Annotated in this window: 20 protein-coding genes and 5 pseudogenes; 12 read left to right on the top strand and 13 right to left on the bottom strand. The window is 59.7% G+C overall.

Annotation, left to right across the window (positions count from 1 at the left end; genetic code table 11):
• The 3 genes from C8024_RS20490 to rimO all read right to left on the bottom strand — a co-directional run.
• Window positions 1–191: hypothetical protein (locus C8024_RS20490; RefSeq protein WP_217272276.1), on the bottom strand; the 191-nt coding region annotated here is incomplete at its 3' end.
• A gap of 192 nt (window positions 192–383) precedes the next feature.
• Complete coding sequence (locus tag C8024_RS16795; RefSeq protein ID WP_173207271.1) at window positions 384–2,210, bottom strand: S9 family peptidase; 1,827 nt, start codon at window positions 2,208–2,210, stop codon at window positions 384–386.
• A 246-nt stretch (window positions 2,211–2,456) separates the two neighbouring features.
• Window positions 2,457–3,839, bottom strand: a complete 1,383-nt coding sequence (gene rimO, locus C8024_RS16790) for a 30S ribosomal protein S12 methylthiotransferase RimO (RefSeq protein ID WP_173207268.1) — start codon at window positions 3,837–3,839, stop codon at window positions 2,457–2,459.
• 238 nt (window positions 3,840–4,077) lie between these two features.
• Here rimO and C8024_RS16785 point away from each other — a divergent pair, with 238 nt between their 5' ends.
• Window positions 4,078–4,491, top strand: a complete 414-nt coding sequence (locus C8024_RS16785) for a DUF1761 domain-containing protein (protein ID WP_100095531.1) — start codon at window positions 4,078–4,080, stop codon at window positions 4,489–4,491.
• Between the two features lie 242 nt (window positions 4,492–4,733).
• Window positions 4,734–4,970 (top strand): hypothetical protein, encoded by a 237-nt coding sequence (locus tag C8024_RS16780; RefSeq protein ID WP_254306028.1) that lies wholly within the window; start codon window positions 4,734–4,736, stop codon window positions 4,968–4,970.
• A 13-nt stretch (window positions 4,971–4,983) separates the two neighbouring features.
• Here the strand turns inward: C8024_RS16780 and C8024_RS16775 are convergent, their stop codons facing one another.
• The 5 genes and pseudogenes from C8024_RS16775 to serS all read right to left on the bottom strand — a co-directional run bounded on the left by C8024_RS16775 (window position 4,984) and on the right by serS (window position 10,053).
• Window positions 4,984–5,703, bottom strand: coding sequence for a triacylglycerol lipase (locus C8024_RS16775; protein WP_173207265.1), 720 nt, complete (start codon window positions 5,701–5,703; stop codon window positions 4,984–4,986).
• A gap of 76 nt (window positions 5,704–5,779) precedes the next feature.
• Window positions 5,780–6,841 (bottom strand): TrkA family potassium uptake protein, encoded by a 1,062-nt coding sequence (locus C8024_RS16770; protein WP_173207262.1) that lies wholly within the window; start codon window positions 6,839–6,841, stop codon window positions 5,780–5,782.
• Between the two features lie 7 nt (window positions 6,842–6,848).
• On the bottom strand, window positions 6,849–7,898 hold the full coding sequence (locus tag C8024_RS16765; RefSeq protein WP_367947403.1) for a peptidoglycan DD-metalloendopeptidase family protein: 1,050 nt from the start codon (window positions 7,896–7,898) through the stop codon (window positions 6,849–6,851).
• 153 nt (window positions 7,899–8,051) lie between these two features.
• Window positions 8,052–8,773: pseudogene (gene surE / locus C8024_RS16760) on the bottom strand (5'/3'-nucleotidase SurE); the annotation flags it as partial.
• Window positions 8,773–10,053, bottom strand: coding sequence for a serine--tRNA ligase (gene serS, locus C8024_RS16755; RefSeq protein WP_173207260.1), 1,281 nt, complete (start codon window positions 10,051–10,053; stop codon window positions 8,773–8,775). The gene serS and the pseudogene surE, both read right to left, overlap by 1 nt.
• A 222-nt stretch (window positions 10,054–10,275) precedes the next feature.
• On the opposite strand from serS, the gene C8024_RS16750 reads away from it, so the two are divergent.
• The 4 genes and pseudogenes from C8024_RS16750 to C8024_RS16735 all read left to right on the top strand — a co-directional run bounded on the left by C8024_RS16750 (window position 10,276) and on the right by C8024_RS16735 (window position 13,729).
• On the top strand, window positions 10,276–10,779 hold the full coding sequence (locus C8024_RS16750; protein ID WP_217272275.1) for a hypothetical protein: 504 nt from the start codon (window positions 10,276–10,278) through the stop codon (window positions 10,777–10,779).
• An 809-nt stretch (window positions 10,780–11,588) separates the two neighbouring features.
• Window positions 11,589–11,998, top strand: a pseudogene (gene dksA, locus C8024_RS16745) (RNA polymerase-binding protein DksA).
• Between the two features lie 192 nt (window positions 11,999–12,190).
• The gene (locus C8024_RS16740) at window positions 12,191–12,601 is read left to right on the top strand and encodes a PilZ domain-containing protein (RefSeq protein WP_240616679.1); all 411 of its coding nucleotides are present in this window, start codon (window positions 12,191–12,193) and stop codon (window positions 12,599–12,601) included.
• 88 nt (window positions 12,602–12,689) lie between these two features.
• Window positions 12,690–13,729: pseudogene (locus C8024_RS16735) on the top strand (CaiB/BaiF CoA transferase family protein).
• Here the strand turns inward: C8024_RS16735 and C8024_RS22120 are convergent.
• From C8024_RS22120 to C8024_RS16715, 4 genes are read right to left on the bottom strand one after another with little or no spacing between them, the layout of a single operon-like run.
• Entirely contained in the window at window positions 13,687–14,127 is a 441-nt protein-coding gene (locus C8024_RS22120) for a LytTR family DNA-binding domain-containing protein (RefSeq protein ID WP_173207256.1), read from the bottom strand. The pseudogene C8024_RS16735 and the gene C8024_RS22120 overlap by 43 nt on opposite strands.
• Before the next feature lie 5 nt (window positions 14,128–14,132).
• Window positions 14,133–14,447, bottom strand: coding sequence for a LytTR family DNA-binding domain-containing protein (locus tag C8024_RS16725; RefSeq protein WP_173207254.1), 315 nt, complete (start codon window positions 14,445–14,447; stop codon window positions 14,133–14,135).
• 2 nt (window positions 14,448–14,449) lie between these two features.
• The gene (locus C8024_RS23720) at window positions 14,450–15,625 is read right to left on the bottom strand and encodes a histidine kinase (protein ID WP_173207253.1); all 1,176 of its coding nucleotides are present in this window, start codon (window positions 15,623–15,625) and stop codon (window positions 14,450–14,452) included.
• Window positions 15,622–16,827: a DUF2891 domain-containing protein gene (locus C8024_RS16715; RefSeq protein ID WP_254306027.1), complete on the bottom strand. Its 1,206-nt coding sequence runs from the start codon at window positions 16,825–16,827 to the stop codon at window positions 15,622–15,624. The genes C8024_RS23720 and C8024_RS16715 overlap by 4 nt, the downstream gene beginning before the upstream one ends.
• Window positions 16,828–17,009: 182 nt before the next feature.
• On the opposite strand from C8024_RS16715, the gene C8024_RS16710 reads away from it, so the two are divergent.
• Complete coding sequence (locus C8024_RS16710; RefSeq protein ID WP_217272274.1) at window positions 17,010–18,299, top strand: MATE family efflux transporter; 1,290 nt, start codon at window positions 17,010–17,012, stop codon at window positions 18,297–18,299.
• Between the two features lie 302 nt (window positions 18,300–18,601).
• On the opposite strand, the gene C8024_RS22110 is transcribed toward C8024_RS16710, so the two are convergent.
• Window positions 18,602–18,919: a hypothetical protein gene (locus C8024_RS22110; protein WP_254306026.1), complete on the bottom strand. Its 318-nt coding sequence runs from the start codon at window positions 18,917–18,919 to the stop codon at window positions 18,602–18,604.
• On the opposite strand from C8024_RS22110, the pseudogene C8024_RS23715 reads away from it, so the two are divergent.
• From C8024_RS23715 to C8024_RS16690, 5 genes and pseudogenes are all read left to right on the top strand, one after another.
• A pseudogene (locus C8024_RS23715) lies at window positions 18,869–19,054 on the top strand (cell wall hydrolase); the annotation flags it as partial. The gene C8024_RS22110 and the pseudogene C8024_RS23715 overlap by 51 nt on opposite strands.
• Window positions 19,055–19,077: 23 nt before the next feature.
• Window positions 19,078–19,890, top strand: coding sequence for a cell wall hydrolase (locus C8024_RS16705; RefSeq protein WP_254306025.1), 813 nt, complete (start codon window positions 19,078–19,080; stop codon window positions 19,888–19,890).
• Window positions 19,865–21,237, top strand: a pseudogene (locus C8024_RS16700) (class II 3-deoxy-7-phosphoheptulonate synthase). Before C8024_RS16705 ends, C8024_RS16700 begins: the two are co-directional and overlap by 26 nt.
• Before the next feature lie 2 nt (window positions 21,238–21,239).
• Window positions 21,240–21,473 (top strand): hypothetical protein, encoded by a 234-nt coding sequence (locus tag C8024_RS16695; RefSeq protein ID WP_173207201.1) that lies wholly within the window; start codon window positions 21,240–21,242, stop codon window positions 21,471–21,473.
• Between the two features lie 21 nt (window positions 21,474–21,494).
• Window positions 21,495–22,004, top strand: a complete 510-nt coding sequence (locus C8024_RS16690) for a hypothetical protein (RefSeq protein ID WP_173207249.1) — start codon at window positions 21,495–21,497, stop codon at window positions 22,002–22,004.
• Window positions 22,005–22,075: the final 71 nt, after the last annotated feature.

Below are 22,075 nucleotides of genomic sequence, written 5' to 3'. Positions count from 1 at the left end.
TTGAAAAGGAGGGGCTTAAGAATATCCTTCGCGGTGGAGAATGCCTTCGTCATTGCGAGGAGCAAAGCGACGCGGCAATCCAGAGCGTCACTCGCCGCTCTGGATTGCGTCGCTACGCTCGCAATGACGAATGTTGATAGAGACGGGCCTCTCAGGCGAATGGGGACAATGCTGGACAGCACCTTCGTCATCCTGAACTCGTTTCAGGACCCCGGCCGTCCAAGCCGGCAGATAGTGGCAAGCGGGATGAGGTCCTGAAATGAATTCAGGATGACGTTTCTCCCTCTCGCCGTTCGTCCTGAGCCTGTCGAAGGACAGCCCCCGTTCGACAGAGGTCTTTCGACAAGCTCGGGACCAGCGGTCGGCAACCGCGCTACAGCCCGTCAATAGGCCGGGTTATGCTCGTACAGAAAGGACTCGATCGACTGCAGCAACAGCAGCCGGTCGGCGCCGCGGGTGAAATAATGGTCGGCCAGCGGCAGCGAGACGAAGTCGACCTGCTTGTCCGCCCTGGTCATGGCCTTGTACATTTTCTCCGACTGGACATGGTCGACGGTGACGTCCTTCTTGCCGTGGATCAGCAGCAGCGGGGCCTTGATCCGGTCGATGGCGTAGAGCGGCGAGACGGCCTTGAAATCGGGCGTCATTTTCTCCCACTGGCTGCGGTAGAGCTTGGCGCGGACCGAGCCGCCGAAATCGTTGACCTCGCGGCGGAGCGCGGACACGCCGGAGATGGAGATGGCGCAGCGATATTGGTCGGGGTCCTTGATGATCCCCCACATCGCCGCATAGCCGCCGTAGGACGCGCCGACGATGCAGACCCTGGCGGGGTCGGCGATTTTCTCGTCGACCGCCCATTGTACGGCGTCGGAAATATCGTCCTGCATGGCGAATCCCATCTGGCCCTGGCCCTTTTTCATGAAGGCATTGCCATAGCCGGTGGAGCCGCGGAAATTGGGCTGGATCACGGCATAGCCGCGGTCGGCGATAAACTGGGCCCAATAGTCATAGACCAGGCTGTCGTGCCCCCACGGCCCGCCGTGCGGCATGACGATCAGCGGCAGGGCTTTGGCTTCGCGCCCCTTGGGCAGCTTCAGCACGCCCTCGATGTCCAGGCCGTCGCGCGCCTTGTACTGGATATATTTGGCGCGCGCGAGCCGGCGGTTGCCGATCGATTCGTTGATGTCGGCGAATTTCGAAAGGCTGCCGGTGCGGGCGTCGAGGAAATAGAGCAGGCCCGGATTGTCCGGGGTGCCGATGCGGACCAGCATGCTGTTCTGGTCGCGGCTGACGCTGATGATCCGGGCTTCGGCGTTGACCGCGGCCTCGTCGAGCAGCTTCTGCGCTGCCAGCATGGCGGGGTCGAGCCACTCGACCGTGTCATTTTTGTCGGCCAGCACCACGCCGAGGATCTTGGCGCCGTCGTAGGACAGCTTGACGTCGGCGATGTCGCTCTTTTCCGACGCGTAGACGGTGCGGATATCCTCGTTGGTCAGGAAATTGCGCTCCATGATCACCGACTTGCCCTGCGCATCGTCCTTGATCAGCAAGCCGTTGTCGGTGCCGGGCACGAACATGAAGGGCACATCGAGCGCTTCCTCTTCGCCGAGGTCAGCCCGGTCGACGGTCTTGAAACTCCTGCTGCCCTCCTGGGCGTAGAGCAGGCGCGAGGTCTGGTTGTGGTCGCTGTAGCCAATGCCGATGCGGACATTGCCGGTGCGGTCGGCGCCCCAGTCGAGGACATAGGTCTTGCCCTTGACGACCCGGCGGGCCTTGCCGGTTTCGACGTTGACGCGGTAGACCGTCGGCCAGAAGGCGTTCTCGTTCGAATAGATGGAGCCCTGCGCTGCGGCGAGGATCTCGGTCGAACCGTCGGACGGCGTCCAGATCACGTTGCCCGCATTCTGGCCGCGGTCGTTCCACAGCAGCTTGGTCACTTCGCCGGAGCGGCGATTGACGGCGAACATGCGCGAAATATACCAGCTGTCGGTCTGGACCCGCTGCAGGCCGTAGATGTTGACGAGAATATTGTCATCGTTGATCCAGCGGATACGGCTGATCTCGGTTTCGTCCGGGACCGCGAATATCTTGGTCTTGCTCGCGTCGAAATCGATCGAGGAAATCAAGATGCGCTGCTCGCCACTGACGGCGAAGAGACCGGCAAAATGCTGGCCATCGGGCGACAGCGTGGCCAGTTCGATGAAGGGCAAACGGGCGAAAGCCTCGGTCGGCAGTTGCGGGGTGCGGAAGCGGTGTCCCGGACCGGCGTGCTGGCGCCTGTCTCGACGGCCGCGCTATCCGCCGCGACAGGCACGTCCCGCGCCTGCCCGTTTGCCGACGCCAGCGGCGCCGCTACCCAAAACCGATCATTCCAAGCCCCCCCAGGAAATTCCCTTTGGACAAGAGCTTAACAATAGCGGGTCGCGTTACAACAGTAGAAACAGAAAACCGGCTATTTATTCGGACGTAGTACCGAACAGATCATGCTCGTCGGCATCCTCGATCACCGCGTCGACGATATCGCCGACCGACAGGCTGGCGGGGACGTTGCGGAGGAAGACATTGCCGTCGATCTCCGGCGCATCCGCTTCACTCCGTGCCGTCGCACCAACATCGCCATCCTCATCGGGTTCGCCGATGTCGTCGATGATCACGGGCAAAGTGCGGCCGACCTTGGCCTGCAGCTTGGCGGCGCTGATCCGGGCGGTGACGTCCATGATCCGCTGGTAGCGCTCTTCCTTGACCTCTTCGGGCACAGCGCCGTCGAGCAGGTTGGCCGCAGCGCCTTCAACGGGTTCAAAACGGAACGCACCGACGCGGTCGAGCTGGGCTTCCTCGAGCCAGTCGAGCAGATACTGGAAGTCGTCTTCACTCTCTCCGGGAAAGCCGACGACAAAGGTCGAGCGGATGGTGAGATCGGGGCAGATGTCGCGCCAGCTCTTGACCCGCTGCAGCACCTTGGCCTCGTTGGCCGGGCGCTTCATGCGCTTGAGGACGTTCGGCGCGGCGTGCTGGAACGGGATGTCGAGATAGGGCGTGATCTTGCGCTCGGCCATCAGCGGGATGACCTTGTCGACATGCGGATAGGGATAGACATAGTGGAGCCGGGTCCACACGCCCTGCCCTTCGGGTGTCCGCAGCTCGCCAAGCGCGGCGGCGAGATCGGTCATATGGGCGCGGACTTCGCGGCCCTGACCGGTCGGGCCGTTCCACTGGCGGGACTGGTGGCGGATGTCGACGCCATAAGCCGAGGTGTCCTGGCTGATCACCAGCAGCTCCTTGGTGCCGGCCTCGACCAGCTTCTCCGCTTCGCGCAGGATCGCGTCGGGGCGGCGGGAGACAAGGTCGCCGCGCAGACTCGGGATGATGCAGAAGGAACAGCGATGGTTGCAGCCTTCGGAAATCTTGAGATAGCTGTAATGGCGGGGGGTCAGCTTGAGACCGGCCTCGGGCACCAGATCGATGAACGCACCGCGGGCTGCCGGAGCCGCCGCATGGACCGCGGTGACGACATCCTCGTACTGATGCGCGCCGGTAACGGCCAGCACATCGGGGAAGCGCTTCATGATAACGTCGGCTTCATTGCCCATGCAGCCGGTGACGATCACCCGGCCATTCTCGGCCATCGCCTCGCCAATCGCCTCGAGGCTCTCTTCCTTGGCGCTGTCGAGGAAGCCGCAGGTGTTGACCAGCACTACATCGGCACCGGCATAGTCTGCCGACATATCATAGCCGTCCGAGCGCAGCTGCGTCAGAATGCGTTCGCTGTCGACCAGGGCCTTGGGACAGCCGAGCGATACCATGCCCACTTTGGGCGGAGAAGGGATTTGGGTAGCCATATGGCGCGGCCTTTAGGCGCAATTGGGCGGCGAGTCACGATCAATGTGCGGCAGCGCCGTGGTCCGGCGTCGTGCCCCGGCGAAGGCCGGGGCCCATCTCGGGAATTCCAGCCTTCCGCCATGGCTGAAGGGAGAAGCCCTGCGACGTCGGGTCGCGCCCCAATTGTCGAAACAGGCAAATTTCGCTATAACAACCGCAACCCGGCCTGCGCCGGGGACCAAATCTGGGGAGGATCACATGAACATATTCGACGTAAACTGGATCGCGGTCATCGTCGCCGCGCTGGCGGGCTTTCTGGTCGGCGGCATCTGGTACGGGCCGGTGATGGGCAAGAAATGGATGGGCGCGGTCGGGCTGACCGAGGAGCAGATCAAAGAGGGCAGCATGGGGAAGATCTATGGCGGGGCGTTCGCCTTCAGCCTGGTCGCTTCGTGGACCCTGGCGCATACATTCGCGACCTATGCCGCCGATCTCGATTTTGGCGTGAAGGTGCTGACCGCCTTTGGCGTGGCGCTGGGCTTTATCGTGCCGGCAATCGGGACCAACTATCTCTTCTCGCAAAAGAGCAAGTCATTGTTCTTCATCGATGCCGGCTACTGGCTGCTGTTCTACATCGCCATGGGCGTTGTGCACGCCTGGTTTGGTCAATGATTACAAAACGTTGGCAGGAGGTCCCAAGAGTCGAACGGGCATGAAGACGCCGGGGTCGCCAACAAGTGGGAGGGAGAGGCAACGCCCGGCTTGCTACAATAATGGATGAACAGGAGGAAAGTTCCTGAGCAAACCAAAAAACAGCCGGTAATTGAACCAGCGACCCATTCCATGCGTAGGCCTTGCATCACCATCCGATGCAACAGCTGGAGCAACATAATGGAACTGGTCGACATATTGCGGTGGACCGCGAGCATCAGCGGCATGATCGCCGCCGCCATGGTCTCGCTCAACGCGGGCGCAAGGTTAGCGGATATGGCTTTGTGCTGTTCTGCGGCTCATCCATCGTCTGGATCGCCGCCTCGCTGCTCGACGGCAACAACCCGCTGGCCATCCAGAATGTCGTGCTGTTCGGGATCAATATATTCGGCGTCTACCGCTATCTTTGGCGCAAGCCGAACGAGAAGGCGGCGGATTGAACCGGAGCGAGGATCAGGTCCGCCCGGCGAGCGTGTCGGCGATGATCCGCCAGACCCTGGGATTGAAGCCCAGTCCCATATGTCCGCCATCAACGCGGATATTACGGGCCTGCGGATTGTAGATATCCCTAGCGATATCGGGTCCGACAATGCCATCACGGTTCGAATAGAGCACGGTCAACGGCTGGTTTAAGCCGATGCTGTTGCGCTGATGCACCTCGCGCTCGAACTGGTCGAGCCGGAAATTGGAGGACTTGGCGTAGCGCTGGCCCGGCGTGGTATATTTGGGGCCGCCGATGATCGGGGTGCCCATGGTGATCACCTCGCGCACCAGATGCGGCGACAGGCGAGCGGTCTCCCGGGCGATAATGCCGCCGAGCGACCAGCCGATCAGGGTGAAAGCCTGCTCACCATTGGCGGCGAACCGCTCTTCCGCGACTGCGGTAAAGCGCGCAACATCGCGGTCCACCGAGCCCTTGTTGCGGCCGAGCGACCAGTCGGCGACGTCGTAATTGATCCGCCGGAGAAAGCTTTCCAGCGGGCGCATCGACAGTTCGCTGCCGCCATAGCCGGGGATCAGATAGACCGGTCGGCCATCGCCGCGCGGCGCTGTCACAAGCCGCGGCCACTGCAGGCCAAAGCGCATCAGGTCGAGCGGCAAGGTCAGCTCGCCCAGCTGCGCCAGTCGGTGCGGCGGGCGAAGCCCGGTTGGCATGGGTATCGTGTCGGTCATCGGCAAGCTCCGTGATTGAGCTGCCAAGATAGTGGCTTATCTCGCAGGTGCAACATGAACCATCGGACAGGCGGATTCAGGCGAGCTCCTTGTCCCGCGACTCGGCACCGTTTCCGGGAATGATTTCGACGATTATATCGCCGGCTTCCAACTGGCTTGCCTCGGGCTCCCAGAAACCGAAGACAGCGTCGCCACGATAGATACGCACGCCGAGACCGGTTCCGACAACCTCGCTCATCGCCATGCCGACTTCATCTTCGGAGACAGACCGCTGGACCAGCTTGACCCGCCCGGTGGCGGAAGCGAGATCGCTGAGATAGTCGGAGATCTTTGCCCCTTCGCAACTCCCGGCGAGCAGCAGCCCGGCGAAACTGACCGGATTGATCACGGTAGTGGCTCCCGCTTGCCGCGCCAGCAGTTCATTGTCCGCCGCCTTGATCGAAACGCTGATCGGCAGGTGATAGGCAAGATGCCGGGCCGTGAGTACGATCAATATACTTGTATCGTCACGCCCCGCCGAAACGATCATCGAGCGCGCCCGCGAGATTTTCACGTTCATCAGTGCATTGTCGCGCGTGGCATCACCATTTATTACCGCACAGCCAAGCTTCTCGGCTTGCGACAAGGCGTCATCGGAAGAATCTATGACGACGATTTCTTCCGGATTGGTGCCGCGCGCAAGCAGTTCCTGCACGGCTTCACTGCCGCTCGTCCCAAAGCCGGCGATCACGATATGGTCGTGCAAATTGCTTTGAATCAGTTTCATGCGCCAATTGTCCCAGGTTCGTTTGAAAACAAAATTATAGGCCGTGCCGACAAAGATTAGCACAACGAAGATGCGGATAGGAGTCACAACCAGTGCGTCGAACATCCGTGCCCGCTCGGTTACCGGAGCGATATCCCCATAGCCGGTGGTGGTGATCGAGATCATTGTGAAATAGATAACGTCGAGAAAACTTACATCGCCGTCATAACTGTCCTGCAGCCCGTTGCGGTCAAAATAATGCACCGCCACCGCCATGCCGATCAGGGCAAGAACGAAGGTGACACGCCACGCAATATCGGCCCAGACCGGTAGACTCGATCGGCGCTGGAGAGTGAAATAGTCGGAAATTTTCCGATTTTTGCCGCCTGCCATGATCGGTTCAGCCGCGTTTCGGCAAATGGATGTTCGGATCTACTGGCTTTCGGTCCTTGCGGATTTCGAAATGCAGCTGCGGTTCCTGAACATAGCCGCTTTCACCCGCGAGGCCGATTATGTCGCCCGCCTTGACATTCTGGCCGCGCGTCACGTTGAGTTTGTCGGCATGACCGTAGGCGGTGACCCAGCCGGAGCCGTGGTTGATCAGGATCAGTCCACCAAATACACCGATTTCGTCTCCGCTATAGGCAATCACCCCGTCCGCCGATGCGCGGATTGGAGTCCCCCTCGGCACACCGATGTTGAGACCATCATTTACCTTGCCGCCGCCCTTGCTCCCGAAGCTGGAAATGATCCGGCCGTTTACCGGCCACTGGAACCGCCCGGAAAAGCCCGCCGGCGTAGCAATCGTCGTGTTTGGCGTTATCGCTTTCCGCCAATCGGAGGCCTCTCCGGCCGCTGCGCCATCGGCGAGCGCTGGCTGGCTACCGGTGACGATATCGTCAATCTCCAGGTCAAAGGCAGCTGCGCGCTGTTCGATACTCAGACGGGTCGGATCGCTCGGGGCGCTGGAAGGCAGCAGCAGTTTCTGCCCCACGCGCAGAATATAGGGTTCTTCCAGTTCATTGAGCGTCACAACTTCCCGCCATGGTGCTCCGTAGGCACGGGCAATAGCGATGCCGGTTTCGCCGGACTTGACCGCATGATAACGCCCTGCGGTGATTTTCAGTCTTTGACCGGGATGAATGACATAGGGTTCATCCAGCCCGTTGGCCGATGCAATGATCTGCGATCCGGCACCAGTCTTGTTGGCAATCCCGCGCAAAGTATCCCCGGGCTGAACAATGTAAGTGCCCGACTCAACCCGTCGCGCATTGGCGGTGACGGGGCTCGCCTGCCAGGTGGACAGCGGAGCTTGCTCGGGCGCCGTGCCGTAAACCACAGGGTCAGTAGGCAATTCGGGGGGAGGCGGAGGCAGGGTATAATCGGCACGGCCAGGAGGAATGCAGGCGGTCACTGCCAGGAGCAATATCAGGATCGCAATATGACGCATATAGGCTCCCATTAACCAACCCCTCCCTACGGAAAGGCTATTAGCAGCAAAAGCGCAGCTTGCCAGCCCCGCTGGCCAAAGCCTAGTAAATTCTCGGGAACACGGAGTCCGATCAGGGATATAGTTTTTCAGACCATCCATAGAATCATAATGGGTGAGATCCAGGTGCAGCGGTGTAACCGAGATATATCCATCGGCGATCGCTTCAAGATCGGTGCTGTGCGCCGGCGTCTCCACCATCGGCCCCAGCCCGAACCAGTGATATTCAAAGCCGCGCGGGTCTCGGTTGCTAACGATTTGCAACCGGCCATAATCGCGAATGCCTTGTGACACCACCTGTACGCCTTTGACGTCGCTCGCCGGAAGGGCCGGGAAATTAATGTTAACCAGAGTTCGATGATCCATACGTTGCTTGATCAGGGGCGTAGCACGCGCTCACCCCATTTCACGGCAGCATCAAAAGGCACATCAGCGCCCATATCTCCCCGGGCATAGGCCTGGCTGAGGGCAATTGACGGAATCCCCGCCAGCGCACCTTCCATCGCGGCCGACACCGTGCCCGAATAGGTGACATCCTCACCGAGATTGGCGCCGCGATTGACCCCGGACAGGATAAGATCGGGCGGCCCGTCTTTCATGATCTTGGCGACCGCCATCATCACGCTGTCGGTTGGCGTTCCATCAACCGAATATTGCTGGTCACCGCGCTTGCGAATGCGCAACGGGCGGGTGATCGTTAGCGAATGGCCGGCGCCCGAATTTTCGTCAGACGGCGCAACAATCCAGATATCATTGGAAAAATGCGAAGCGATATCGAGCAGGATTTTCATCCCGGGCGCATCGAAACCGTCATCATTGGTCAGCAATATTCGCATCAAACCGGCTCCAGCTTGTCGATCCCGCCCATATAGGGGAGCAGGGCCGATGGGATTGTCACGGAACCATCCGCCTGCTGATAATTTTCGAGGATCGCGACCAACGTTCGCCCGACAGCAAGTCCCGAGCCGTTGAGCGTGTGGACAAATCTTGTACCCTTCTCTTCCCCCTCCGGCCGGAAGCGGGCGTTCATCCGCCGCGCCTGATATTCGCCACAGGTCGAGACACTCGAGATTTCGCGATAGGTGTCCTGCCCGGGCAACCAGACTTCCAGATCATAGGTCTTGCGTGCCGTCGCACCCATGTCCCCGGCGCAGAGGAGCATTTTCCGATAGGGCAGTTCCAGCGCCTTCAGCACCGATTCCGCCGCTTCGGTCATCCGCCCGTGCTCGGCATCACTGTCGTCAGGATGGGTGATGGCCACCATTTCGACTTTCTCGAACTGGTGCTGGCGGATCAGGCCCTTGGTATCCTTGCCGGCAGACCCGGCTTCGCTCCGGAAACAGAGAGTGAGCGCAGTCAGCCGTATCGGCAATTGCGTTTCATCGAGTATCTGGCCGCTCACGCTATTGGTCAGGCTGACCTCGGCGGTCGGGATCAGCCAGTGGCCATTGGTGGTCTGGAAGGAATCTTCGGAAAATTTGGGAAGTTGCCCCGTACCGTACATGGCCTGATCGCGGACCAGTACAGGCGGGGCGCATTCTTGGAAGCCGTTTTCCGTGGTCTGCTTGTCGAGCATGAACTGCCCGATCGCCCGTTGCAGGCGCGCCATCTGGCCGCGCAGGAAGGCGAAGCGCGAACCGGACATTGTTGCAGCCGTTTCAAAATCGAGCCCGAGTGCCAGACCGATGTCGCTATGTTCCTTCGGATCGAAATCAAAGTTGCGTGGTTCGCCCCAGCGTGCGACTTCAACATTATCATCTTCGTCTTCGCCGGGCGGGACTCCCTCCGCCGGCAGGTTCGGCAACGCGGCCAGCAGGTCCTGCAATTGCGCGGAAACTTCCCGCTCCTGCTCCTCGATTCCGGGCAATTTGCCTTTCAGATCGGCAACTTCCGCCATCAGGGCCTGGGCCGTATTCTCGTCGCCCTGCCCCTTCGCCTTGCCGATCGCCTTGGACGCCTCGTTGCGGCGCGCCTGCCCCTCCTGGATTTCGGTTTTCAGCGCGCGGCTCTGTTCGTCCAGCCCCAGGATATTCTGCGCCACAGCCTCGACTCCGCGCTTCGCCAGCGCAGCGTCAAAATCTTCCGGATTTTCGCGAATATATTTTATATCATGCATGGGAAATGCCTATGCCCAGCGTCTGTTTCACTTGCAAGACTGCAAAGAAAAAAGCGGCCAGATTGCTCCAGCCGCTTTTTCTGTAATATCTGGTGCTGGACTGCTCAGGCAGCCACTGCTTTTTTCGCTTTGCGCCGGCGGGCGAACAGGGCCGCGGCAGCTGCGCCAAAGAGCAGCACGACTGGCGGTGCCGGGACATCCGTACCACCGGTTGATCCGCCGGTGCTTCCGCCCGAAGACGAACTGGAGCTGCTGCTCGACGAGCTGGAACTGGAAGAGCTGCTCGAAGAACCGCTCGATGTGCCGCCGAAGCTGGAAGACCCGCCCGTTGCACCAGAAGAGCTGCTGGTAGAGCTGCTGCCCGAACTCGACGAGGACGAACTTGAACTGCCGGATGAACTGGAACTTCCCGAAGAGCCAGAACTGCCTGAAGAGCCGGAGCTGCCAGACCCTCCGCTGGAACCGTGTCCAGGCTTGCCGGGCTTCCCGCCACTCGATCCGGATGAACTGCTCGAGGAGCTGCTGGACGAGCTGGACGAAGAAGAGGAACTGGACGAAGACGAACTGCTGCCCGACGAAGTGCTGGTCGAACCGCCGCTGCTGGTCGAGGAAATCACGACTGTGCCGCCACCGGTGCTGCCGCCACCGAAGAACCCGCCAAAAATCCGCCGCTACCACCGCTACTGCCACCGATCACAACCGGGACCGAACCGCCTGTGCTGCTGATAGGCGGAGCGGGCGGAATATAAGGAGGCAGTGGGATGGCCTGTGGCGCCGGGGTCTGAGCAATCGTGACAACCGATGGCTGGCAGGCCGTTGTCGTCGTGCTGACCGTGCGCCTGGTCCGCTTGATCTTGCGAGCCGGTTCGCCCCGCTTGATCGCGCGGGCCCGTACGGGTTTCTTTTTCGACATCTTCTTGACGTAAGGGGCCGCTGGCGCTTCCGAAACATGCACCGCGCCGCCACCGATCATCGCTCCCCCGCAGGTGCAGGCGCATAATTTTGCCAAAGCCATACGTACCGACATAATCCATCTCTCTTCCGCTGTAGACTCGTTCAAACAGCCCGCTTCTCGAAGCCCGTGCTTTTGTTCGCAGTCTTGACTTGCATCAGAAAGACAGAAGAAATGGTAAATAACAATTGCATTAACGCTGATTTGGGGTCCGAAACACAAAAATAGGTTAACAGATTGTGTCCGTTCACGGTTAATGTCCCGAATTGGAACTCATCGAGACGGGTTTCTTGCAATATCACGGCAAGAAAGCGGATTTTCCGCGAGAATCACCATCGCCCTGATCCTATTCCGCTGTGCAAAAATATGCGCCAAATAATCGTAATCCGGTGCAAAATTTTACAAATTCCGGATTATTGAGTGAACAGCGATTTTGCGCCTTGTTTCCAATAACTACGCTGGGTATAGGCCCGCCCTATATATGGTCCAGCCTTCCGAAGTTCGGGCAAGGCATGATGTTTGGAGAGTATGTTGGCATCCTCGGTAAAAAAGCATCCGCAAAAATAGCGAAAATGGCGCAGATATGGTCCTCCCGAACGGGTACGAACCTAGCGAAGACGAAGAGTTCATGAACGAGCGTCAGCTCGCCTATTTCAGGCAGGCCCTGAAAAATGGAAACAGGAAATCATCGAAGAATCAAAGGAAACTCTTGCGCATTTGCAGGACGGTCCGATTCAGGAAGCCGATCTCAATGACCGGGCCTCGAGCGAAACCGACTGGGGCCTGGAACTGCGGACCCGCGACCGCCAACGCAAGCTCACGTCCAAAATCGATTCGGCGCTACGGCGGATCGACGAAGGCGAATATGGTTACTGTCAGGTAACCGGCGAACCGATTTCGCTCGACCGGCTGAAAGCCAGACCGATCGCGACCATGACCGTCGAAGCGCAGGAAGCGCACGAACGGAACGAGAAAATCTCGCGCGATCAGTGAGATAAACTGCCGCTACGGCGCAAAAACCAGCTTTCCGGATCGCCCTGCATCTGCATCGGGGCAACCGGCCAATCCCGCCGGACCGGAATTTTTGCGAGAAACCATCACCACTATTAACGAAATTTGCACCAATTTCGCCTTACTACTTCCTATGCGAGACATGCATTTACATTTACCGATCACGGGAAGCCCATGAACGAGCCATTTGACGATAGTCTGAAAATGAACAGCCAGGCCCTCGGCCATTCGAAACGGGAGCTCGAGCGCGACAGCCTGTTTCTGAAGGCTGCATTGAGCTTCGTGGATGGTGATGACTGCGGCGAAGTACGGATTCGCAACCTGTCGGCCGGCGGCCTGATGGCCGAAGCGCCGGTACTCGCCAAGCGGGGCGACAAGGTACAGCTGGAGTTGCGCAACATCGGCCAGGTGACCGGTCATGTTGCCTGGGTCGCCCAGGGCAGGTTCGGCGTGGCCTTTGATCACCCGATCGACCCCAAACTCGCCCGGCAACCGGTCGGACAGAAGAAATCTGAATTGCCGCGCTATCTGCGCCAGCATAATAAGAAAGCCGTCCCTTTGCGCAACGGCCAGCGCCCCCGCTAGCCTGCAAAACGCTATTCAATATTAAGCTTGATTAGGGAAACATCCCTGCATAGGACGTTTTAATCAATCGATTAAACGGGAGCAGGACATGGCAGGACCACTTACAGGCATCAATATCGTCGAGTTTGCCGGAATCGGTCCCGGACCCTTTTGCGGCATGATGCTGGCCGACCAGGGCGCGACCGTGACCGTACTTCACCGTCCGGGCGCGGCTCCGGATCCACGCCTTGCGCTTTCCCGTTCCCGTAATCTGGTCGAAATCGACCTCAAGTCGGAAGAGGGCATCAAGATGGCCCGCGATCTGGTCAGAAATGCCGATGGCCTGATCGAAGGCTTTCGTCCCGGCGTCATGGAGCGCCTCGGCCTCGGACCGGACATATTGCTCGCCGACAATCCCCAGCTTGTTTATGGCCGGATGACCGGCTGGGGCCAATATGGACCGCTCGCCTCCGCGGCGGGGCACGATATCAACTATATCTCGATTTCCGGTGCTCTTCATGCATTTGGCCGGGCCGGCGAAAAACCGACTCCGCCAATCAACATGGTAGGCGATTTTGGCGGCGGCGGCATGATGCTGGCCTTTGGCATGGTCTCTGCGCTTCTCCATGCAAAACAGGCGGCACGGGCCAGGTTGTCGACTGCGCAATGAGCGATGGTTCTGCGGCATTGATGGCGATGATTTTCGACTTTCACAATATCGGCCAGTGGCAGGACGAGCGCGGAGTCAACCTGCTCGATACCGGGGCGCATTTCTATGACACCTATGAAACGTCGGATGGAAAATATATCTCGATAGGATCGATTGAACCGCAATTTTACGCCGAACTCCGGCAAGTGGCGGGCCTCACGGACGATGCCGAATTCGACGCCCAGATGAACCCGAAACAATGGCCGAAATTGAAGGAAAAGCTGACGGCTCTGTTCAGCTCCAAGACCCGCGACCAGTGGTGCGAGCTGATGGAGGGAACCGATATTTGCTTTGCGCCGGTCCTGTCGCTGACCGAGGCAAAGGAACATCCGCACAATGTCGAGAGGCAGGCCTTTGTCGATGTCGGCGGGCTGAAACAGCCAGCGCCGGTGCCGCGCTACTCGGTAACGGTGTCGGACTCGCCCAGACGTCCGGCCTGAGCCGTACCGGCAATCCGCTCGGCATATCGGGGGCCAATCGGCAATTGGTTGCCGTCCTGCAAGATAACATAGCGCTTTCGGCCCTTGCGGCGGATCTCGGCAATACAGTCGCGGCGCACGATGGTAGACCGGTGGACACGGACAAACAGTTCGTCCGGCAACAGTCGTTCCAGCGAGCGCATCGACTGGTGCACCAGAAAGCTTCGGCCGGACAGATATAGTCGCATATAGTCCCGTTCCGCCTCGACCCACTGGATATCCGAAACGATCAGCTGCAGCGCCCCGTTGCCGTCCTGTACCCACAGGCGCTGAACGACATCCGGCTCCCGGTTATTCTCGTCGCGTGCCCGATTGGCGATGGCGCGTTCCACTGCCTCGCGCAGCAGGGATTCCTTCACCGGCTTCAGCAGATAGTCGGTGGCTTCCAGCCGAAAGGCTGAACCGCATAGGTGCTGTGCGCTGTGGTGAAGATGATCTCCGGCATCTGGGCCAGATCCAGACAGAATTCCGCCACCTTGAGGCCGGAGAAATCCGGCATATCGACATCGAGCAGCAGAATATCCGGTTGCAGTCGCCGGATTTTCTCGACCGCCTGGCGCCCGCCATTGGCCAGCCTTATCTCGCCAAAGAGCCGGGTCCGTTCGCACAACGCCTTGAGCCGGGTGCGGGCAAGCGGCTCGTCATCGACAATCAGGACTGATGGCAGCGCATTGGCCATTCTCATATATCCTCGAATATCAGGGAGGGATCGGGCAAGACGATAGTGGCAATGGCCATTCCATCCTTGCTGTTGGCCAGAAGCAACGACGCATTCTGGCCGTACAAGGCGCGCAAGCGGCTCTGGATATTGGTCAGGCCGGTTCCGGTCCCGGCCGTTCGCTCAGATGGCTCTGCGGGCGGTATTTCCACCCGCCCGTCATTGGCCACGCTGATCCGGAGCCGATCCCCCTCGATCCGCACGGAGATGATGATATTGAGTGGCTGGTCTGCTCCTGAAACGCCGAATTTCACGGCATTTTCGATCAGTGGCTGGATGATCAACGCCGGAATGCTCCAGTCATTCGCGGCGGGCTCGATATCGACAAAATAATGGAGACGCTGGGGGAAACGCATGCGTTCTATTTCCAGATAGCGAACCTGCTGGGCAATTTCCTGCTCCACCGTGATCATGTCCTGGGCGCCGCCGGTCAGCACGGCCCGCATATAGTCGGCCAGATCATCGACAAGCTTTTCCGCCTGCTCGTTCTGCCGGTCTATGATCAGGCTGCTGACAGAGTTGAGCGCATTGAAGACGAAATGGGGATTGAGCTGGTAGCGCAGCGCCCGCAATTCGCTCGCCCGGTTTACCCGTTCCAGTTGCCGGCTGTGGACCATCATTCGCTGCACGTCCTTGCTGTGCGACAGGGCCAGATAGAGCGCGCCCCAGCTGGCCAGAATGAAATATCGGGTAAATGCCTCGTCCAGTACATAGGCCCAGTCGAACGACTCGAAATCGACCGGCTTGAGCAGATAGGCAAAGTCGAACAATGCGGCTTCATGGTCGAATACAATCTGGTCGAGGACCGCGATATAATTGGCGAGGATCATGGTCGGTACGGTGAGCATGAATATGGCAGCGCCCATCCCGTTGCGGCGCACCGAAATCAGCAGCCGGTAGAGCAGCCAGGTGAAGGTGATGCAGATGCTGGTCATCAGGATACGCTGGACGAAGAGTGCATCTGCGTTGGCCTGGGTTACATATAGCACGCGGCTGGTCGCAAAGATGAAATAGGCACCCCAGACGCCGAATATCGACTTGATCGCGAGATCGCGATTGACGGGAAACAGCCGGTTAAACAGGGACGGTGTCTGCGCCCCGGCATCTTTCGCCGGTCGAAAGGAGGGATTCGGCTTCACGAATCCGGATTGCTGCTGTTTTCATCAATTCCCCGCCGGGTGCGCCAATAGGTGGCGAAACTGGCAAGCCAGTGACTGCCGGAATAATGCGGCGTCCGCACGGCTTGTTCTCCGGAATTGCCGTGCAGGCTGGCAGAGGCGAGAAGCGACGCACGGCGGGGATCACTGGCTGGAAGCGCGGAAGCCATGCCTTCCAGAGCCCACGCCCGCGACAGGTTGAGACCATCGAGATGCACCAGCTTGCCGTCTGTCGGATCGTTGACGATGCCGACAGCCAGCCAGTCATCGCTGCCGTTTTCGGGGATATCCGGCAGGAAGGTCGCCAGCCAGTCGGCATAATCCTCGCTAGTCATCACCCGTCGCATAAGATCGGCCACCATCAGGCAGGAAGACAGAAAATCCTCTCCCGAAGGCTCGTAGGCCATCGGGCAATTGCGATCCTGCCGGTGGAAACCCAGGGCCTTCTCGCGCACCAGACCGGCCAGTTCGCGATCACCGCTGCGCGCGGCCCAGTCTAGGAACAGACCGAAGGCGAAGGCGGACTGGTTGTGGGTCCCCAACCGGATTGGATAGGCCAGCTTCGGCAACCAGTCCTTGATATTGCCGACGATCACGGCTTCCAGCGGTTGCAGCCGGGCCATCCATAGCCTTGCCTGCTCGGCCTTGCCGCCCTCGCCATTCGCGATATCACGCAATTCGGCGGTCAGTTGCAGGAACCACGCGATGCCATAGGGCCGCTCGAACGTCTTGCGGTCGGCGGCCTGGAAATAGGCCAGTTCGCCGGCAATTTTTTCGGCGGTGAAATTCGCTGCCAGCGCCGCGGCAATCTCCTCGTCCATTTCGGGGACCAGATCCTGTCCCCAAAGGCGGGCCAGCAACCAGTGCCCGTGTACTGCGCTGTGCCAGTCGAAACAGCCGTAGAACACCGGCGTCAGCTTTGCCGGTTCGGCAACGTCGGCGGCGCTGTTGAGGACATGGCTGATCTTGTTGGGATATTGCTTGTTGATGCAATTGAGCGCGATCCGGGCATAAGCCTGCTCGGCGCTGCGCGGGCTCAGGGCATTGTCGGCCGGGTCGGGGGCAGTATTGCGGCGTTCGAACACGCCGCGGTCTTCCGACGAGGACGCACTTTCTTCCTCCGCTGCGGAACAACCGGCCAATGTCGCGATCATCAGTCCGACCAGTGCTTTTCGATAGACCATCCGACGCTCTCCAAAGATTATTTTCCAATAGAGAGGAATTGACCCCTTGGCAAAAGACTATAGGGCAAAATATCTTTTCCGCCATTGCCAGTTCCGGCAGGGCGAATTGCAGTGGAACAGATATTATCACGACCCAACCTGCGATATTCCTGACCGGCAGCCCGCTGAAGCATATCACGACCATGTCGCTGACCGCCAGCATTGGCATATTGACCATATTTCTGGTGGATTTCGCCGATCTGTTCTACATCGCGCAGCTTGCCGACAGCGCGCTGACCGCAGCAATGGGCTTTGCCGCCACCATCCTGTTTTTCGGCACCGCCTTCCACATCGGCCTGATGATTGCCACCAGCGCCCTAGCCGCCCGCCATATCGGTCAGGGCGATCCGGACCGGGCGCGGCGCTATCTGACCAATATCCTGGTTCTCAGCATGGTGATGATGGTACCTCTGGCGGTCCTGCTGTTCATCTTTGCCCCCGCGATCCTGGAACTTGCCGGGGCTGACGGTGCGGCCAACCAGGCGGCAACCGGCTATATCCGGATCGTCGCGCCGTTCATGCCGTTCAGCGTCGCGGCCATGGTCTGCTCGGGTTTCCTGCGCGCCCATGGCGCTGCCCGACGCGCGATGCACGTCACGCTCAGCATGGGCATCACCAACGCGATTCTCGACCCGATTTTCATATTCGGCCTGGACTGGGGCATCCATGGCGCAGCGGTCGCCAGCGTCTGCGCAGCAATCGTCTCGGCCCTCTACGCAGTCGGCACGATAATCAGACATTATGGCGGCTTCGACCGCTTCTCCATGCCCCATTTTCGCGCCGATATCCGGCCGATCATGGCGATCCTGCTGCCGGCGGTCCTGACCAATATCGCGACGCCGATCGGTGGCTTCATTTCCTATCGTTTCATTGCCGATTATCCCGATGACGTAATCGCCGGCTTTGCGGTCGTCGGCCGGGTCGTGCCGGTTGCATTCTGCCTGATGTTCTCGCTGTCCGGTGCCGTCGGACCGATTATCGGCCAGAATTTTGGCGCGCTGAAATTTGACCGGGTCCGCACGACGATCCGCCAGGCGACGCTGTTCGCTTTCGCCTATACATTGCTGATCTGGCCGATCCTATACCTGCTCAGCGGACCGATCAGCGATATATTCAACCTGGTCGGGCAAGGGCGACACGTCTTCACGCTGTTCGCCCTGCTGCTGACCCCCCTGTTTTTCTTCAACGGCATGTTGTTCATCAGCAACGCCGCCTGCAACAATCTCGGCCATCCCGGCTGGTCCACGCTGATGAACTGGCTGCGCAACACGCTGGGCCTCCTCCCCTTTCTCTGGCTGGGTCGCGAATATTACGGGCTGGACGGGATCATCCTTGCTCCGGCGATTGGCGGGATAATATTCGGCATAGCGGGCTATATGATCGCACAATCTCTGGTGCGTCGGCAGGCCCGGGACACGGCGTTAACCGGTTAATATTCACGCCCGGCGCGTCCCATGTTGGAACAGCATGTTAAAGCCGCGCGCAGGAGCCGCAATAAACGGCTATATCCCGCCACACCTGCCCGCTTGGGCCAAATAGGCATTAAAAGCACGTGCGCGTACCTCCACCCTATGTCCCGCCTCTGAGCAGCAATATTCCCGACTACGGGAATGCTGTCCGGCACCCGGAACCGCTGGTTGGGAAAGATCCGGTTGCGGAAGACGCGCAACCCCGTCCGGAGGCCGTGGATAGCACACCGCCGCAAGCCGCCAAACCGGCCAGATCCTTCGCGAGGCTATCGATCCGCGAACGGATTTTGACGGCGCTGTTTCTTGTGAGCCTGATCCTGATTCCGGCCACCATGCCCCAATCGAGCGTCGACGCGCAGCAGTACAGACCCAGCGATTCGCGATTGCAGCCGGTCGAGCGGGCGGAAGAAAATTTTGCCGGCTCCGCCTTCTATTTTATCGACCCCGATTATGCGATCCCGCAAAATTATGACACGCTGGGCATCGACCCGCTCGCCGCGCCGGGAAGCGGGACCATCGACGGTCTGACGGATATGGCCGGCAATGGAGTGGATCAGGCATCTGCAGCCCATCACATCCGGCAAGCATCTTTCCGTGGCTCGGCGACGGATGACAGCCGGGCGCTATACTGTCTCGCACAGGCCATATATTATGAAGCGGGGATGGAACCCGATGCGGGCCAGCGCGCCGTTGCACAGGTGATATTGAACCGGGTCCGCCACCCCAGCTATCCGGGCACAGTATGCGGCGTGATCTATCAGGCAGCGAGCGAACGACCGGCTGCCAGTTTACCTATACTTGCGATGGCTCGCTGCGGCGCAAGGCAGCAAGCTTCCACTGGAACCGCGCGAAAAAGGTGGCCGCGGAAGCATTGGCCGGCAAGAGCTACACGACGGTCGGCACTGCCACCCATTATCACGCCAGCTATGTCTACCCCTATTGGGCACCAAGCCTGCGCTTTCTCGGTACGGTCGGCGCCCACCGCTTCTACAGCTGGAAAGGCAATGCCGGACAGGCCAGTGCGTTCAGCCAGAAATACCGGGGCGGAGAACCACTACCGGCACCGAACACCCGCCGACAGGATGCCGCCCGTGACAATGGCGCTGTGCCCTCGCTCGACCCGATTGCACTGGAAAGAGCCTATGAGGCAGCGCGGCGCAAGGCAGAGGCGGAAGCCGTCCAGTCCGAGCGAGCGGCTGCGCTCGCTGCCGACAGTGCCCGTCGCAATGACCGGTCTGCGCCGGCGCTCGATATACACGCACCCCGCTCCTACAAGGCACCCGATTATAGCGCCCAGGCAAGAGCGAAAGGCGGCGATCAGGCCTATGCCGGACAGCGCTTGCCCGATGCCAGCCAAATCAAACCAGAGTTCCGCGACAGCGGCAGCTGGAAGAAAAACCCGGCAGCTAGTCCGAACCGGCAGTTCTCCGATAGTTTCGCCGGCAACCAACAATGGGTTTCCCTTGCCATCGCCCTTGACTCCCGCCTAAAGGCTCTCGATTTTATTGGAAATGAAGCGGAGCGCTCTAATGGCGACAAATTGGACGGCAAATAGCTGGCGGGATTTTGAAGGGTTGCACATGCCCGAATATCCGGACGCCACAAAACTCGCGGAAACGGAAGAGCTGCTCGGCAGCTATCCGCCGCTGGTCTTTGCCGGTGAAGCCCGCAGTCTGAAACAGGATCTGGCCGAAGTGGCTGCCGGCAAGGCATTTCTGCTTCAGGGCGGGGACTGCGCCGAGAGCTTTGCGGAATTTCATCCGAACAATATCCGCGACACATTCCGCGTCATCCTCCAGATGGCGGTAGTGCTGACCTATGCGTCAAAGCTGCCCATCGTGAAGGTCGGCCGGATGGCGGGCCAGTTTGCCAAGCCGCGTTCTTCCAATGTCGAAGTGCAGGATGGCGTCGAGCTGCCCAGCTATCGCGGCGATATCATTAACGGCATCGAATTTGACGCCAACCGCCGCGATCCGGATCCCGAGCGGATGATCCGGGCCTATAACCAGGCCGCGGCGACGCTCAACCTGCTCCGGGCTTTCTCGACCGGCGGCTATGCCAATCTCAAGCAGGTCCACGGCTGGACCCATGATTTCATGGCGCGCAGCCCGTGGGCGAAGAAATTCGAGGAAATGGCGGACCGGATCGGCGAAGCCCTGTCCTTCATGGAAGCCTGCGGCATCAATCCGGACACCGTGCCGCAGCTGAAGGCGACCTCTTTCTACACCAGTCACGAAGCGCTGTTGCTGTCCTATGAGCAGTGCCTGACCCGTCAGGACAGTCTGACCGGCGACTGGTATGATACCAGCGCGCATTTCCTGTGGATCGGCGACCGGACGCGTTTCGAGGGTTCTGCCCATGTCGAGTTCCTGCGTGGTATCGGCAACCCGATCGGGCTGAAATGCGGTCCGTCGCTGACACCGGACGCGCTGCTGAAAATGCTCGACACACTCAATCCGGCGCGCGAACCCGGCCGGATCACGCTGATCACGCGCTTTGGTCACGACAAGATCGAAAGCGGTCTGCCTCCTCTGGTGCGGGCCGTCAAAAAGTCGGGCCATCCGGTCATCTGGTCCTGCGATCCGATGCACGGCAATGTCATCAAGGCGGAAAGCGGCTACAAAACGCGGCCGTTCGATCGCATCCTCAGCGAAGTGCGCGGCTTTTTGCCGTGCACCGGGCCGAGGGTACATTTGCCGGCGGCATCCATTGCGAAATGACCGGCCAGAATGTGACCGAATGCACCGGCGGCGGCGTGGCCATCACTGATGCATCGCTCGGCGATCGCTATCATACGCATTGCGATCCGCGTCTAAACGCCGCGCAATCGCTGGAGCTCGCCTTCCTGCTTGCTGAAATGCTCAATCAGGAACTGTCCGACCGGGCACGGGAAGCCGCCTGATCATGGTGGACAAGATCAAGCCCGAACGGATGCGTCCAGAAGATTATGCGCCAGGAGAATCGCCGATGCGTAGAGGAGCCACCTACGTCCGCAAGGAGATCGTCAGTAAGGGTGTCGGCTTCGGCAGCGCGCTGGCGATCGCCATCAGCTTCACCACGCACAAGTCGATCCTCTGGGCGATCATCCACGGATTTTTCTCCTGGTTCTATGTGATCTACTACGCGCTCACCCGATAGACCCGAAAAGCGCGAGCCAATGTGCGTGACTTTTCCGGCTTGGCGGACTATCCATTCACATTGAATGAAATCAGCGGAGAATGTGATGATCCGATCACTCTCATGGATATTGGCGAGCGCAGTGGCGGTTTCCGGCTGTGCCGGTCCGATAGAAACCCGTGTCCAGACGCATCAGGTGATAGCTGCACCTGCCCAGAAAAATTCACCACCTCTCCCGACGATGCTGTCGCCAATCGCGATCTGGCGCTGGCCCAGGATATGGTCGCCAAATCGCTCAGTGAAAGAGGCTATGAATCCTCTCCGGACGCATCAATCCTGCTCCATGTCGCGCTTTCCAACCGGCCTGCCGATATCGCGGTCGATGCCGGTGCCGAGAATGCCGAGCAGTCAATTTCTGCAGCGAAAAAGCAGAAGACTTTTCAGTCCTGCAAGGACCGCGAACATCGGCTGACGGTCAGCCTTTTTGACCAAGTTCGCGGGAAAAACTCTATTCCGGCAGCGCTGCAGAATATCATTGCAAGGGCACGATAGCCCAGTCTCTGCCGTTCCTGATCGAGTCCGCCCTCTCGGGTCTCGACAGGGAAGTGACCGGTAACCCGCGC

The sequence above is a fragment of the Sphingopyxis sp. BSNA05 genome (assembly GCF_013265645.1).
Classification (GTDB): domain Bacteria; phylum Pseudomonadota; class Alphaproteobacteria; order Sphingomonadales; family Sphingomonadaceae; genus Parasphingorhabdus.
The sequence above is the reverse complement of the archived record's forward strand: the minus strand, read 5'-3'. Positions and strand labels throughout refer to the sequence as shown.